10 protein-coding genes are annotated in these 16082 nt (G+C 60.3%); 3 read left to right on the forward strand and 7 right to left on the reverse strand.

Translation table 11 applies throughout. From position 1 onward, the window contains the following. The first annotated feature begins 19 nt into the window (after window positions 1-19). The 3 genes from ACI3L3_RS01335 to ACI3L3_RS01345 all read left to right on the forward strand — a co-directional run bounded on the left by ACI3L3_RS01335 (window position 20) and on the right by ACI3L3_RS01345 (window position 2631). The gene (locus tag ACI3L3_RS01335) at window positions 20-895 is read left to right on the forward strand and encodes a DMT family transporter (RefSeq protein ID WP_404844106.1); all 876 of its coding nucleotides are present in this window, start codon (window positions 20-22) and stop codon (window positions 893-895) included. 84 nt (window positions 896-979) lie between these two features. Continuing rightward, window positions 980-1336: a hypothetical protein gene (locus tag ACI3L3_RS01340; RefSeq protein WP_404843287.1), complete on the forward strand. Its 357-nt coding sequence runs from the start codon at window positions 980-982 to the stop codon at window positions 1334-1336. Window positions 1337-1839: 503 nt separating this feature from the next. Continuing rightward, the gene (locus ACI3L3_RS01345) at window positions 1840-2631 is read left to right on the forward strand and encodes a DUF169 domain-containing protein (RefSeq protein WP_404843288.1); all 792 of its coding nucleotides are present in this window, start codon (window positions 1840-1842) and stop codon (window positions 2629-2631) included. Between the two features lie 901 nt (window positions 2632-3532). On the opposite strand, the gene ACI3L3_RS01350 is transcribed toward ACI3L3_RS01345, so the two are convergent. From ACI3L3_RS01350 to ACI3L3_RS01380, 7 genes are all read right to left on the reverse strand, one after another. Continuing rightward, entirely contained in the window at window positions 3533-5440 is a 1908-nt protein-coding gene (locus tag ACI3L3_RS01350) for a SurA N-terminal domain-containing protein (protein WP_404843289.1), read from the reverse strand. Window positions 5441-5472: 32 nt separating this feature from the next. Next, window positions 5473-7398: an aconitate hydratase gene (locus tag ACI3L3_RS01355; protein ID WP_404843290.1), complete on the reverse strand. Its 1926-nt coding sequence runs from the start codon at window positions 7396-7398 to the stop codon at window positions 5473-5475. 56 nt (window positions 7399-7454) lie between these two features. Next, the gene (locus tag ACI3L3_RS01360) at window positions 7455-7724 is read right to left on the reverse strand and encodes a hypothetical protein (RefSeq protein ID WP_404843291.1); all 270 of its coding nucleotides are present in this window, start codon (window positions 7722-7724) and stop codon (window positions 7455-7457) included. Beyond that, window positions 7687-9357 (reverse strand): chorismate mutase, encoded by a 1671-nt coding sequence (locus ACI3L3_RS01365; protein WP_404843292.1) that lies wholly within the window; start codon window positions 9355-9357, stop codon window positions 7687-7689. Before ACI3L3_RS01365 ends, ACI3L3_RS01360 begins: the two co-directional genes overlap by 38 nt. Window positions 9358-11889: 2532 nt before the next feature. Continuing rightward, window positions 11890-12567 carry a hypothetical protein gene (locus ACI3L3_RS01370; protein ID WP_404843293.1) on the reverse strand — a complete coding sequence of 226 codons (678 nt, stop codon included), beginning with the start codon at window positions 12565-12567 and terminating at the stop codon, window positions 11890-11892. 60 nt (window positions 12568-12627) lie between these two features. Further along, the gene (gene qmoC, locus ACI3L3_RS01375; protein ID WP_404843294.1) at window positions 12628-13803 is read right to left on the reverse strand and encodes a quinone-interacting membrane-bound oxidoreductase complex subunit QmoC; all 1176 of its coding nucleotides are present in this window, start codon (window positions 13801-13803) and stop codon (window positions 12628-12630) included. Between the two features lie 12 nt (window positions 13804-13815). Next, the gene (locus ACI3L3_RS01380; RefSeq protein ID WP_404843295.1) at window positions 13816-16080 is read right to left on the reverse strand and encodes an FAD-dependent oxidoreductase; all 2265 of its coding nucleotides are present in this window, start codon (window positions 16078-16080) and stop codon (window positions 13816-13818) included. Window positions 16081-16082 lie beyond the last annotated feature (2 nt).

Here is a 16082-nt window from a genome sequence, read left to right on the forward strand (position 1 = left end):
TGTCATGTTTCGTGGTGTGATGTACGCCCTGATTTCGGCGTGCAGTTTCGGAATTCTCCCTATCATGGGAAAATTCGGTTTCGAATGCGGTATGGATACTTTCGAGATCCTCCAATACCGCTTTATCTTTGGCTCGCTGATGTTGGCGCTGTTTTTTGCCGTCACCCGGCCGAGCCTGCTGCGCATCAGTCCACGGGCGCTCATGAAGGCCGCCATGCTCGGCTTTCTTGTCTACCCGGTGCAGAGCACAGGATTCATCGGTGCCGTCAAGTATATCCCGGCGTCCACGACGTCGCTCATTATTTACGGCTACCCGGCGCTGGTGACCATCCTATCCGCTGTCTTCTTCAAGCAACCCATAACCAAAAGCCTGACCACATCGCTGGTGCTTATCTTTGCAGGATGCGCCCTCGTCTTTTACGACGCCTTCCTGCAGGAGGCCGACATCCGCGGCGTTTTGCTTGCCGTTGGGTGCATGGTGGGCATCGCGGGGAATATGATTCTCTCGCAGGTGCTGCTGAAAGGTGAAAACGCCCAGTCCGTCACGCTGTACGTGCTGTTCTTTGCGGCCATCTTCTTCTCCGCCATGGCTGGCGGTCCGGCCACCATTTTGGACCTGAACGGACGGGGCCTCGCCCTTGCCCTCGGCATTGGCCTTGTGCCCACGGTGTTCGCCATCCTGTTCATGTACCTCGCCATCGAGCACATCGGCGGCACGTATACGTCCATTTTCTCCTGCATCGAACCGGTGACCACGGTCTTTGCCGCCTGGATTCTGCTGGGCGAACCAGTCGCCATGTGGCAGTTTGTGGGCGCGGCGCTGGTTATATGCGGCGTTATCTGGCCAAACAGAAAACTTCTGCACCGCGAGATGACCCCGACCCACGCGGCTTAACGCCCATTTCCGCTGGCAGGCCTCCATTGCAATGCCGCGCGTATGTGATATGCGTTATGCAAAGAGCAATGGAGGCTTACCCGCGTGGAAGAATACCTCACCATTATTCTCGTCATCATCAGACGGGGGCTTGAAGTCTCCATCGACCTCATGACTCCCGTAGCCATCGCGCTCTATGTCCTCATCATGGGCATCATCTACGCCGCCTACTACCGCCGAGGTTCGAGCTTTGGCGCTCTCATCCACATCGTCGGCGGCTGCTTTACCTTCTTCATCATCTGGAACCATCCGGCATATTCCTACTACAAGCACAACCCATGGAACGGGGGCTACATCTACGCCCTTATCATGATTGTCACCTACGTCTACGTACCCATGAAGCTCGCCGTCTTCACCACGGAGATCTGCCGCCAGCTCTTCCGCCCCGTAGACCGCCTATAGCACCAAGCCGTCACAGCACGCGCTGGTTCACGCTACGTCCTCGCCAAGTCGGCAAAGCGCCCTTCTCCGTCCGTATCCCACAAGCGCCCGACGACGCAGGCGACAATCGCCCCCGTCCTCCCCCCGACTTTTGCCTCCCGATCCTTCACGTTCCCATCCGCCCCCTCCCTCACCTCAAACTCCCCACACCGCGCCAAATGTCTCCATCCAACGTTTCAGCGCCGACCAGAACAAGCCCCCCCCTGCTTTCCTCACCATCCTCCGCCATCCAACACCCATCGCCGCCGCCACCAATCCGCAAATCCCACCAATATCCGCAAAAATCCACACCTTGTGAAAAAAAGAACCTCTCCCCCATTTTCTCTTTTCGCCGCCTTCGAATAACGCTACACCCCAATCTCGCGCTTCCGTGGTGGGAATTTTTCGCGAAGCGCAACTTATGACACATGCCCGGGCGAGACCGCTTTCGCCCTGTCGTATTCATCTTTTCGGAGGTAGAACACATGGCCAAGCTCAGCCGCGATTATGCGTCCATTCAGAAGACCCTCATGGACGACCTGCGCCTCATGCATTACCCCATCGCCGTCAAGTACATCTTTGACGAAGAGGAACTGAAGGACTTTCAGGAAAACTGCGAAGAATACTTCTGTCCCGTCAAGCCCATGACCTTCTGTCAGTGGGAACTTGCCGCACGCATGAAGGGACAGACCGTTCTCGCCTTCAAGGATGACCAGGGCTGCTCCAACGCACGCTTCTGCCTCGGCTGGAAGCCCATGGACGAAGCCGAAGTCAAGAGCCACAAGAAGTACTGCGTGGACGCGGATCAGGCCGAACGCTTCATCAAGACCAAGTCCCGCCTGCCCGAAGACAAGCTGCTCGCCATCGTCGTGTCCCCGCTGGCCGACACCTTCTTCGATCCGGATACCGTGCACTTCTACTGCGATAACATGCAGGCCTACCACCTCGCCGTGGACTACGCCGCCGCCATGGATGTGCACCCCATCCAGACCAATATCACCATCAACTCCTCCGCATGCGGTGGCAACGTCTACTCCTTCAATGAGAAGAAGTTCAACATGCTCCCCGCCTGCAGCGGCAGCTACAACGCCGGCAAGACCGAACGCGGTGAAATCAACGTCGTTATCCCCGGTGAACACATCGGCCCGACCATCGACCGCCTGCTCTCCCGTAAGGAACAGCACGGTTCCGCGTCCATCACCCGCCCCGGTGACAACTTCCCCGGCGCAGACGTCTGCAAAAACTGCCCGCTCATCATCTTCAAAAAGCAGAAATAATTCCGCGCGATAGGCCTCCTCATAGCGCCTGTCCGTGTGACCACACGCCCCGCAGTCTCGCCCCTGCGGGGCGTTTTCTTTTGGCACACACACGCTCGCCACAAGGAAGACGAAGGCGAAGAGGAAGAAAAGAGAGCCTCCGGCGGGTTAAGGAAATAATTTCCTTAACAATCCTTAGGATTTTCAGGAGCGGAAGCCGCTCCTGAAAATACGGGTGGGAGGAACTTTCGTGCCTTATGCCTTTTCTTCTTTCGCAGACCCAACAGGGATTCTCACCGCCCTTCACACAACGCCAACGTCACCCCAAAATCTCTTCCCCATCCACACGAACGAGAGCCTCACAGGGGTGACGACCGCCACCTACAAAGGCACCCGGCATGTGCGCAAATGGGATTCCAAAGGGCCCACGGCCCTTTGGCCGCCGGAGGCCCCAAAAAGCCGCACCACACGCCACCACCTCGCCAACGCCTCTCACTTCACCCGAGAGCCTCCGGCGGCTCAAGGGTATGATACCCTTGAGAATCCCCAGGATTTTCAAGAGCGGAAGCCGCTCCTGAAAATACAGGTGGGAGGAACTTTCTTGCCTTATGCCTTTTCTTCTGTCGGAGGCCCAACAGGGATTCTCACCGCCCTTCTCACAACGCAACGTCACCCCAAAATCTCTTCCCCATCCACACGAACGAGAGCTTCACAGGGGTGACGACCGCCACCTACAAAGGCACCCGGCACGTGCGCAAATGGGATTCCAAAGGGCCCACGGCCCTTTGGCCGCCGGAGGCCCCCAAAAGCCATGCACCACACGCCACCACACGCCACTACCTTGCCAACGCCACAACACGAAAAAAGCGGCCTGCCGGTAATCCGGCAGGCCGCTTGGAATGATCGTTGGTAACCGCGATGCTTATTGCAGCACGCGGGGCTCGACGATTTCGGTCTTGGCTTTGTCCCTGAGGGAGTTCAGATAGGCGAGGTACACTTCGCGCTGCTTGGTGCGGGTGAGGGTATCGAGCACGAGTTGCTTCTGCTGTTCCCACAGCTCTTCGCTGGGCTCGATGCGATCCTGCACACGGGCGATGAGCACGCCATCCTGCACGGAGTAGGTCTGCGGCAGCCATTCGCCTTCCTTGGTGGTGAACACGGTCTCGACGAGATCGGGGTTCATGCCGAGGCCGGGAATGAAGCCCTGACGGCCGAAGGAGCTGGTAACCTTGGAGGCTTTTCCGAAGAGGGCTTCAGCCTTCTTGGTGTTGCCTTCTGCGGTCAGCCCCTTGAGGGAGGACTGGGCGGCTTCCTGCGCGAGGGCCATTGCGCCCTTGCGCTTGAGGGCTTCCACAATCTGTTCCTTCACGGCGTCCAGCGGCGCGATGGTGGAGGGCTCGGAATCCTGCTTAAAGGCGAGGATGTAGCCGTCCTTCACATTCAGGGGCGAATCGGTGGCGGTGCTCAGCGGCAGATCAAACAGCAGGTCGGCGTCCTCTTCGCTGATGCCAAGGGCGGACACGAGGGTCTGCTTGGACATAGGACCGGTCTGCTGGAGTTTCATACCGAGGTCGCTGGCGATTTTTTCGGCGCTGTCGTCGACAAGAATCTGCTCAAGGGCCTGATCGAGCTTGTCGGACATGGCGCTGGTGGCCTTTTCCTCGGCGATGATGCGGCGAATCTCGGAGCGTGCTTCATCAAGGGACTTGACGCCTGCGGCGCGCTTGTCGTCAACCTTGATAAGGTGCAGACCGAACTGGGTGCGCACGGGATCGGAAACCTGACCGGGCTTCAGGGAGAAGGCCACATCTTCGAAGGGCTTCACCATGGAGCTGCGGGGGAAGTAGCCGAGGTCGCCACCGCGAACAGCGCTGGGGCCTTCGGAGTATTCCTCGGCCAGATCGGAGAACTTGGCGCCCTTGGCGAGCTTGGCCTTCACGGTTGCCAGCTTGCTACGTGCGGCCTTGACGGCGGCTTCGGGCGCGTTGGGGCTGAGCTTCACGAGAATGTGGCGAGCGGACACCATTTCGGGGCGCTTGAACATGGAGGTATTCGCCTCGTAGTACTGGGCGATTTCCTCGGCGCTGACATCCTGCCCGGAGGCGAGAGCCTGGGGGGTGAAGGTCAGCGTCGCAAGGCTCACGGTAGCGGGACGGCGGAAGCGTTCCTCGTTGGCCTTGTAGTAGGCGTCAATTTCGGCGTCGGTGGGGGTGACGCTGGCAGTGTAGTCCTGCCAGGGGAAGAGCTGGTATTCCAGACGCGCCTGCTCACCGGCGTAGCGGAACAGGTCGCGGGCTTCCTGCTCGGTCACGTTGACGGCGAGGGAGAGATGCTTGCGGAGCTTCTGCTCGCGAATGCCACGCTCGACGTCGGCCTCGAACTGCGCGGGGCGCAGATGGCTGCCACGCAGCACAGCCTGATAGACGGTGTTATCGAAGGCGTTGTCCTGATTGCGGAACGCGGGGATGTCGAGAATGTGCGCGCGGACTTCCTCTTCGCTGGCGGTGATGCCAAGCTTCTGGGCCTCGTTGCTGACGAGCACGTCGTTGACCATGGAGTTAAAGACGCTCTGCTTGAAGGCAGGGGTCTGAATTTCCTCGGCGCTGACGCCGGGGTTCTGCCCACGGTAATTTTCTGCGGCCCGCTGGTAGGCCATCTCGAAGTCGCGGATAAGGATGGGCGTTTCGTCCACATAGGCGAGGACTGCGCCTCCCTTGCCCCGGTTGCTCATCGTCCCTGAGCCGAAGGCAAAGACGAAGACAACGATGATAATGCCGAACAGGATCTTCACAATCCACGATCCGGCATTCTGTCGCATTCCGTCGAGCATAGATTCTCCCGATAGAGTCGTAGTGTATAGCGTTAGCGTGCAAGAGACTGGCGTACAGCATTCAGCAGGCCACCTGCCTGAATAATAGCCAGCTCTTTTTCCGTCAAATCATTTGTAACAAGAAGGCGTTGCGAACCATTCACCGTCACTTCCGCGGCTTCACCGGGGGTGATGCCTGTGGTATCAAGAGAAATTGCGTCCCCTTCACCGATGCGGTCGTAGTCCGCCTTGTCCACGAACACCAACGGCAGAATGCCGAAGTTGACGAGGTTGGCGCGATGAATGCGGGCCAGCGACTTGGCGATGACCGCCCGCACACCCAGATGGCGCGGACCAAGGGCGGCATGCTCGCGGCTGGACCCCTGCCCGTAGTTTTCACCCGCAACAATAACGCCGTGCCCGGCGCCGTGCATGCGCTCCACAAATCCCTTGTCCGTGCGGGAGAAAATATACTCGCTGATGGCGGGGATGTTGGAGCGCAGCGCCGTAATCTGCGGGCCTGCGGGCAAAATGTGGTCCGTGGTGATGTCGTCACCGACCTTAAGCTGCACGCTGGTTTCAAGAGCCTGCGGCAGCGTCTCGAACTGCTCCAGCGGCACGATGTTCGGCCCACGCTCGATGGTGACGCCGCTGCCATCCTCGGGCGGGAAGATGAACAGATGCCGAATATCGGGCGTTTCCGCGGGCAGTTCGGGTTTCGCCGGGGCCTCGCCCCACTCGGCCGGATCCGTGAATGCGCCGTTCAGCGCAGCCATGGCCGCGGTCTGCGGACTAGCAAGGTATACCTGCGCGTCCTGCGTGCCGCTTCGGCCCTCGAAATTGCGGTTGAACGTCCTGACGGACACCCCCGCACTGACAGGCGAACCGCCCATGCCGATGCAGGGACCACACGTACACTCCAAAAGGCGCGCACCAGCGGTGACGAGGGGCGCAATAAGCCCTTCCGCCGCCAGCATGTTCAGCACCTGCTTGGAGCCGGGGGAAATAAGCAAGTCCGTCTCGCGGGCGGCCTGCTTGCCTTGCAGCATCAGCGCCACGGTCTTCAGGTCCGCATACGAGGAGTTCGTGCAGGAGCCAATGGCCGCCTGATCCACCCGCATCCCGGCCAGCTCGCGCACGGGGACCACGCGGTCCGGCATGTGCGGCTGGGCGACAAGAGGCTCCAGTTCGGACAGGTTGACTTCCACGGTCTCATCGTAGGTTGCGTCCGCGTCGGCGACGCACTCGCGCCAGTCCTGTTCGCGGCCCATGGCGGCGAGGAACTGGCGGGTGACGTCGTCGGAGGGGAAGATGGACGTGGTTGCGCCCAGCTCCGCCCCCATATTGGTAATGGTCGCGCGCTCCGGTACCGAAAGCGAGGCAACGCCGGGGCCGCAGTATTCCATCACCTTGCCCACGCCGCCCTTGACGGACAACTGACCGAGCACGTGCAGGATGACGTCCTTGGCCGAAGCCCAGCCCGTGAGCTGGCCGGTCAAGTGCACCCGCACCACGCGCGGCATGGCGATGTAGTACGGCTCGCCCGCCATGGCGAGGGCAACGGAAAGGCCACCCGCCCCCATGGCCAAACTGCCGAGGCCGCCGGCCGTTGGCGTGTGGCTGTCGGAGCCGATGAGTGTCGCACCCGGAACGGCAAAGTTCTCAAGGTGCAGCTGATGGCAGATGCCGGTTCCCGGAGGCGAGAACACAATGCCGAATCTGGCCGCTACGGTTCGCAGATACCTATGGTCATCCGGATTTCGAAAGCCCATCTGCAGGGTGTTGTGATCCACATAACTCACGGAGAGCTGGGTCTTGACGCGGTCAAGGCCCATGGCTTCAAACTGCAAATGCGCCATCGTTCCGGTGGCGTCTTGCGTCAGCGTCTGGTCGATGCGCAGACCAACCTCGGCGCCGGGCGTCATATCGCCATCCACACGGTGCGCGGCGATGATCTTCTGGGTCAGATTCTGGGGCATGCGTCTACCTCTCGGGCTGGAGCGCGACCCGGATGGGCCGCACGGAATACCGGTTCCTAGTGAAGAACCCCGTTCTCGGCCACTGCCATGCGCAGTCTGTTCATGCGGCGCTTGCGGATTTCCATTTCCGTATCAAGGCGCAGCTTGTCCTGCTGCAATCTGTGAATATCCTGTGCGAAGAAGACTCCCTTCTCGAAGTCCTCTTCGCTGCGGAGCTTGCGAATCTGCGCTTCAACCGTCTCCTTTTCGAGCTTGAACTGGTCAAACTCCTGAGACAGCTGTTCCATATCAGCCGATTCGCACACGTCGTCCTTTCTTTCGTCCATCGTCTTCAGGCTCCTTCTTGTCAGGTTGCGGCTCAAAACCGTTGACATAGAGCTGCCAGAACTCCGGCCAGACAGCGGAAAGCCCGCCGGGATTCGCCAGCTTGATGCCCGGGGCGGCGTACGAGGCCAAAGCAAGACCCATGGTCCACTCCGGTGCGGGGCTCACCCACGCCTCGGCGCTCTCGTCCCACGTACTGCCCTTGGGGGATGCGGCAACAACCACCTTGTTCGGCTTCACGCGGACAAAACGGCCCAGACGGTCACCAAGTTCCATGGCCGACGTGCCGTCAAAATCATCCGCAACGCGAATGCGCGCGCCAGAGTGCGACGCCAAACCGGCAGCAAGGGCCAGCGGCGCAAAAATCGGGCACTCCGTCACGTCCAGGTCAATCTCTTCAGGGCGCTCGGCAAGCTCCGCAGTGATGCCGCTCTTGGAAACCTTCACCTCAAGGCCAAGGTTTTCCAGCAGCGTCACAGCGCTTTCTGCGTCGGCGTCCTTCTTGGGCCATGCGCCGTCAAGGTGCACGCGTCCGCTGCCAAAGTGCGGCGCAGCCAAAAGCGAGGTGCACAGCACAGGGTCCAGCGGGAAGGTCACGCTCTGGGGCATGGCCAGGATTGCGCGGTCCACGGAGAAGGAATCGTCCGTCAACGTGCACGGCACGCCGCAGTCCTTAAGGATGGCGGCTACACGGGACAAAAGTCCCTTGTCGTCGAATTCCTCGTCCCACGTGAAGGCAATGCCGTCCGGGTAGGTGGGACCAAACAGTGCAATGGCAGCAGCGGCTTCAGCCGGGAAATTCTCGGGAATGCGGAAGCGGTTGGTGGTCATGCCTCCACTTTCCATGCGCACCGGCACACCGTTGGAGTGCGGCTCCAGCGAGGTCAGACGCACGCCAAGACCAGAGAGCACATGCGCCACAGGGCGCAGGTCCATCACCTTCAGCGCGGTGCCGCCACTAAACATGGAGATGCCCGGTTCAGGCAGCGCCATGGCAAGCAGCATGAAAAAGTTCAGGGGGTCGCCACCGGCAAACACCGTCTTGCCGTGGAAATCAGGCTTCTGACCGGCTGCGGTCACCTTGCCCTTTTCACGCGACATGGATGCGCCAGCGCCATTCAGGCCCTTCACCAGCTCCACAAGCGGGTCATTGAGGACGATGGGGGCAATTTCGCACGTTGCGCCCGTCGCGCCAGCAATGGCCGTCCACATGCGGGATTCCTCCAGAGCGGAAGGACCGGACATGGTCAGGTCGAGCGGCGCGCGGCGGGGACGCATGGTAAACGTCTGCTCGCCCTCTTCGCCACCCTGCGCAAAGGAATACGCAAGGCCATTCGCCAAGTTAAACAGTTTCCGCATGGTTGCCGTGTCAAAGCCATGTCTGGAGACAAGGCCGTCCCAGGCGCGGCGCATGCGCTTTTCCTGCGTCGGGTCCACAAGGGCCTTGCCCTTGCGCTTGCGCGTTCCGGCAGCCTTGGCCAAAAGCCGCGTACGGCGGGCCAAAAGGCTGGTCAGCTGGTGATCGAGGTCAACCAGCTCATCCGTAATGGAGCGCTTGTCCCTATCCTGAGGGCCGCGCTCAAAGCGCTTCCCGTCACGTTTCGTGAATTTCTTGTCGTTCGTATAATTACTCATAAATTTTTTCCGGTATGCAGAAAGGAAGTCCACCTATCTATCCTAACTCCAACCGGGGAGCAAGTGCAGAGCAAGCCGTATCAAGGCTTGCGCCACAAAAATGCACCCCGTCAGAGCCACCCGCGACACACTCAAGAGCGCCACCTCCTCCAGCGCTGTACCAGTTGCACCAGTACCCACACCCCGCCTTCAAACCGCCCCTGCAGTATACGCGTCACGCACTGCCCTTCAAGGTTTGTTGGGGTGGTGCGGCATGTATGGGGAGGCGTGGTGGAAAGAAGCGGGACAAAAAGTGGAAAATTTGGTGGCGGTGTATGAGGGCGTGGTGGGGGTGGCGGTCAGGGAAGGTGGAAGAGATGGGGTGGTTGGGGAGTTTTGGGCTCACGGGGGAGGTTTTGAGAAGTGTGGGCGGGCTGACCGGGTGCTTTGCGCCGGAGTTCGCGGTGGGCGTCTGGCGGAGCGCGGGACGGGCTGGGCCGCTCTGGACGCTTGGAAGCGTCCGAAGGCTTTGGGATTCGGTGCTTCGCGCTGAGGGATGGTGGGTGGGGAGTTTTGGGAGGAAGGGAGGGGTTGGAGGTGGGCTTGTGTTGGCGGGGCTGAGAAGTGCGTTGGCATGAGAGCAACGGCGGGCTGGTTCTGCGTTATGTTGGCGGGGCCAAGAGATGCTTTCGGTGTCGAAGAGAAAGAGGCCTTGGTGGTGCGTTGTGGTGGCGGGGCCGAGATTTGCTTTCGGTGGTATTTCTATATGTTGTCGCCATGTCTCCGACGGCCAAAGGGTGATGGGGGAACCTTGCAGGATTCCCCCCGCACCCTCTGGACACCCGTCCCCCTCCAGCCGGAGCCGGATTGTTGGAAGTGGTGGGTGCGGAGCGGTCTCGGGCGTGGTTTTTAGGCTGTGGTTGGGCTGGCTGACCGGGTGCTTTGCGCGGAAGTTGGCGGTTGGGGAGTGTTAGGGCGAGGGGGGAGGCTTTGAGAAATGTGGGCGGGCTGACCGGGTGCTGTGCGCCGGAGTTGGCGGTGGGCGCATGGCGGAGCGTGGCACGGGCTGGGCCGCTCTGGACGCTTGAAAGCGTCCGAAGGCTTTGGGATTCGGTGCTTCGCGCTGAGGGGTGGTTGGGGAGTTTTGGGAGGGTGGATGGGGTTGGAGGTGGGCTTGGGTTGGCGGGGCTGAGAAGTGCGTTGGCATGAGAGCAACGGCGGGCTGGTTCTGCGTTATGTTGGCGGGGCCAAGAGATGCTTTCGGTGTCGAGGAGAAAGAGGCCTTGGTGGTGGTGCGTTGTGGTGGCGGGGCCGAGATTTGCTTTCGGTGGTATTTCTATATGTTGTCGCCATGTCTCCGACGGCCAAAGGGTGTTGGGGGAACCTTGCAGGATTCCCCCCGCACCCTCTGGACACCCGTCCCCCTCCAGCCGGAGCCGGATTGTTGGAAGTGGTGGGTGCGGAGCGGTCTCGGGCGTGGTTTTTAGGCTGTGGCTGGACTGGCTGACCGGGTGCTTTGCGCGGAAGTTGGCGGTGGGCGTCTGGTGGAGCGCGGCACGGGCTAGGCCGCTCTGGACGCTTAGAAGCGTCCGAAGGCTCTGGGATTCGGTGCTTCGCGCGGGGGGATGGTGGTTGGGGAGTGTTAGGGCGAGGGGGCGTGGTTCTGCTCTTGGATGGCGAGCTGACCGAGTGCTTTGCGTGAGAGTTGGTGGTGGGCGCGTGGTGGAGCGCGGCACGGGCTGGGCCGCTCTGGACGCTTGGAAGCGTCCGAAGGCTTTGGTGCTTCTGTGCTTCGCGCTACGGGTGGTGGTTGGGATTATGGCTGATGGCTCTCATAAGCGGAAGGGTTTCGGACGAAGGTCACTGCCTATACAATTTCATGGTGCAGAATAACTGTCTCATGCGCGCCCTTCACCCAGTGCACTTCGTGTAGAGGCTCCTCCTCCCTCCCCCCAAAAAACACTCTTCGCCCCATCTCAAAACGCGGGAGTTGTCAGGGGTGACGACTGGCCCTTAGAAAGGCAACCGGCCTGTGCGCTCATAGGATTCTCAAGGGCCCTCGGCCCTTGAGCCGTCGGAGACACACCCTCTCCACTCCCACGTCAGGCAATACACGCCAAGCTCAGCAAGGTCTCCGCCTATACAATTTCTTGGTGCAGAATGACTGTCTCATGCGCGTCTTTCACCCAGTGCACTTCGTGTAGAGGCTCCTCCTCCCTCCCACCAAAAAACAATCTTCGTCCTCTCTCAAGACGCGGGAGTTGTCAGGGGTGACGACAGATCCCTAGAAAGGCAACCGGCCTGTGCGCTCATGGGATTCTCAAGGGCCCTCGGCCCTTGAGCCGTCGGAGACAAAACCTCCCCACTCCCCCTCCAAACAACGCTCGCCAAGTTCCCTGCGCCCTCTGGCTCCCCGCCCTGCTCCTCCCAAACAGGCCCCGAGTCAGCTCCGAGTCACCTCAACCTTCCAGCGCAAGGCCCGTTTGCCACAGAAAAAGCCCGGACCGCGAGCGGTCCGGGCTTGGGTGCATTTCTGCATAGTGGGGGTCCGGTTTAGAAACCGAAGCCGCCACCGTCGTCGGAGGAGTCGGTGCCGAAGCCGAAGTCGGCGGAGACTTCACCGGGGGAATCGGTTGCGCCAGCGTCTGCACCGGCGTCGGCGGCAGCGGCTGCGCCTTCACCTGCGGCAGCGGTGACGACACCGTGCTTGATGACTTCTTCGATCTTGGCCAGCAGGTCGTCGACCTTGCCGGTGTAGGAATCGATTTTGCCTTCGGAAACCTGCAGTTTCTTTTCGCCTTCACCGAGCTGAGCCTCGTAGGTGGTAACCTTGGCTTCGGCGTCTTTCAGCTTGGCCTTGGTCTCGGCGAGCTCTTTTTCCAGCGAGGAGATCTTGGAGGCCTGCTCCTTGTTCTTCTCCTGGGTGTCCTTGAGCTGGCTCACGACGGAGGAGAGCATGTTGGAAGTCTCTTCCGGCAGGGGCAACAGGGACACGTGAGCGCCAAACTTTTCGGCATTGCCTTTAATGCCGGTCAGCTCGGGGTTCTGCTCGTAGATCCACGCTTTGGCAATGGCCGCGGCAAACGGCTCGGACGTGGGATCGATATCCATCTGGGTCATGTACGCCAGCATTTCACGGATGCCGGCACGATTGGCATCATACTCTTCACCGGTGAGGTACGCGGCGAAGGTGGACATGGGGAAAACCTTGCGGTCTACGCTCTCAGCCATGATAGCCTCCTTATGTGAGGAAAGTCGTCTTTCTGGGTTAAGTCCTGTTTTGCACCGAGCTTAGCTCAGGGGCACTCGACCGATGTACCTGGCGTACACGAGAGCCACGGAGCGGTACACGACGTGACCCAGTTTGGACCAGGGCAAGTAGGCGAAGAGCATCCACACGGACACCAGATGCAGGTAATACATCGGGTAGGCGAGGGACGCCACGTCGGCCAGCCTGAGCAGTTCGCTGAAGATGCCGGTGAGGCCTACGGCCCAGATGACACCCAGCAGGAACCAGTCGTAGTAGGACGACTTGGTCGTCTCTTCGTTCTGGTTCATGCGGCGACGGGTCAGGAGCGTCAGGCCGACGATCATCATCACGGCGCCAACGTTGGCAAGCAGTTTATGCGGAGCCCACAGCGGCAGCGGCGTATGACCGGCGGGTGCGATGAACTCAACGACCTTGCCACCCCAGTGGCAGAACGCGATGATGCCGGTAACGATAGCGAGGGCAACGAAGCTGTAGAACAGCAGCAGATGGCCCTTGAACTTTTCCTTATCGGCCTCGGTTTCTTCGCCGCAGCTGGTGAAGTTGGAGTGCTGGCCGATCTCGTTGACGAGAACGTCCTTGATGCACGCCCACACGCTGGGCTTGTCATACTGGCCGACAAAGAGGGTACCCGGCGTCGACTGGAAGGACTTGATGAGCTTGGAACTGCCAATCACAAAGCTGAAGACCATAAAGAAGAAGGTCAACGCCATGATGGGGTCAATGGTGTAGTCTCCGGGGAAGACCTTACCAAAGACGATCTCACCGCTGGGGATGCTGAGGCCGGTGGTCAGGGACCACACGAACAGCCACAGCAGGGCCGGGATGGCGATGAGGATGGGCAGGTACTTGGAGGAGCTCATCCAGGTGCCGATGATCTTGGGCTCGACGAGGTTCTTGTATGCCATGTTGCGCAGGGCGGAAAGCAGGTCGCCCGGCTTTGCGCCACGGGGGCACAGGTCGGAACAGGTGCCGCAGTTATGGCAGAGCCAGATGTCGATGTCGTTGACCAGCTTGTCCTTGAGGCCCCACTGTGCCCACACCATTTCCTTGCGCGGGTATGGCGCATCTGCGGGCGCCAGCGGGCAGGCCACTGAGCATGTGGCGCACTGATAGCACTTCTTGAGGGTGTCTCCCCCTACCGACTGCAGTTCTTTAATGAACTGCACATCGGGTTCAATCCGAACAGCTTTCGACATGACTATCTCCTCCTAGAAGCCCTTGAACGGGTTGGGGCCCTTCTCCAGAATCATGTTCTGGAATTCTTCGATCATTCCAGGCACCTGATCGTACTCGTCGATGGCGACCTGATACTGCTCGACGCGGTCCGGCTCAACACCAAGGCGCTCAAGGGTCTCGGCGATGTTTTCCTTACGGCGGTTGCAGATCTCCGAGCCTTTCACGAAGTGGCACTGGTAGTCGTCACCGTACTTGCAGCCCAGCATCATCACGCCGTCCACGCCCTTGGACATGGCATCCGCCACCCAGATGGCGTTGACGGAACCGAGGCAGCGCACAGGAAGGATACGAACGTACTGGCTCCACTTCTTACCGCGCATGGCTGCCATGTCGAGCGCCGGGTAGGCGTCGTTCTCACAGGCGAGCACAACGATGCGGGGACCGTCAGCTTCCATGTCGTCAGGCACGTTGATGGCCTTAATCATGGAACCAATCTGGTCGATGTTGTAGTTGTCGAAGCTGATAACGCGCTCGGGGCAGGCACCCATGCAGGTACCGCAACGGCGGCAACGCGTGGGATTCGGCTTCGGCGTACCGGTTTCGTCGTCGTCGAGGGCGCCGAAGGGGCACTCTTCCGTGCAGCGTTTGCACTGGGTGCAGCGCACGAAGTTGAAGACGGGGTACGTCAGGTCACCGGAGCGCGGATGCACGGACACGCCGTGATTCACGGATTCGATGCACTGGATGGCCTTGAGGGCTGCGCCCGCGGCATCTTCTTCTGCGGTATCCATGAGCATGGGCTGACGGACGCTACCAGCGGCGTACACACCGGTACGGCGGGTCTCGTACGGGAAGCAGATGTAGTTGGAGTCGCAGAAGCCGTCGAAGAGGTCCAGATCCGGGAACGCCGGACCCTGACGGTAGGCGAACTGCATGATAGGATCTTTGGCCGTGGTCGGGACGATGCCGGTGGGCACGACGACCATGTCGGCTTTCACTTCGAAATCGTAGCCAAGCAGGTTGTTGGTCACGGTGATCAGCAGGCTGCCGTCGGCGTCTTCCTTGACGGAAGAGATGCCGCCCTTGGTCATCATCACACCGGGGTTATCCTGAGCAGCCTTGTAGTACTTCTCATGGATACCCTGAACCATCATGTCCTTGTAGATGATGTAGGCCTGGCCGTCTTCATACTGCTCGGTGACGTAGCCAGCTTCCTTCAGAGCCACAACGGAGTTGACGGCGCTGGAGTACGGCAGGTGGCGGTCGCTTTCGAGGTCCTTGTGGACGATAACGGCGGGATCGGCTTCTTCACCCTCTTCCGCTGCTGCGGCTTCAGCCTGGATGTCCTCTTCCGTCTTGGGCTGGTAGAGGGTCTCGGGCTCAGCCTTCTCGGTGTTCAGCAAGAAAGCCACACGCTTGGCGGGCTTGCCGTCGGAGGGGCGCAGGAGCTGGCCCTTCTTGGCCATTTCTTCCACGTCCCACGTGGTGACCACGTTGGTGAAGGTGCCGTAGCCAAGGGGAGCGAGGATGGAAGGATCCTGCGGCACCCAGCCAGCGGCCAGGACAACGGCGCCGATCTTCTCTTCCTTGCCGCCGGTGAACTTGGCGGTGTAGGCACCGGGCGCACCTTCAAGGGAGGCCAGCGTGGTGCCGGTCAGCACCTTGATGCGGCTCTCGGCCTGCACATCGGCGATGAGCTTTTCAATGCCGGTGTCATGCGCTTCGGTGTAGGGGTGCATCAGGGGGATGGTCTTGTGCAGCTTCGCGGCGTGACCACCCAGCTCGCTCTCTTTTTCGATGAGCACGGTGTCGTAGCCGGAACGGGCTGCGTGCAGCGCGGCGTTCAGGCCAGTCCAACCGCCGCCAACGACGAGAACGGTCTTGACGGTGTCAATCAGTTCAGGCTCAGGAATAGTGGTCTTCTGGAGCTTGATGACACCCATATTGATGTAATCTTTGGCCATGAGGGACTTGGCGTCGGCTTCCGCATCATCAGGGCAACACATGCCGCACTGCTCGCGGAGGTTGACGCGCTCGACCAGCACATTTTTGCCAAAGTCAAAGAATTCCCAGTCAACTCGGGGGGACGAACCGCAGATCAGAACGGAGTCGATGGTCCCGGCGTCGATGTCGGACTTGATCATCTTGACGCCTTCTTCACCGGGCAGAACCGGGTGAGCGGCGACGACAGGACACTGGGTACTCCAGCGGGTCTTCACGTACTCGACCAGTTCCTCGACGTTGAGGTATGGTCCGACGCTGGATTCGTCGAAATAGACTCCAATTTTTTCGGCCATTG

This window comes from Desulfobaculum sp. SPO524 (genome assembly GCF_044987625.1).
GTDB lineage: Bacteria > Desulfobacterota > Desulfovibrionia > Desulfovibrionales > Desulfovibrionaceae > Desulfobaculum.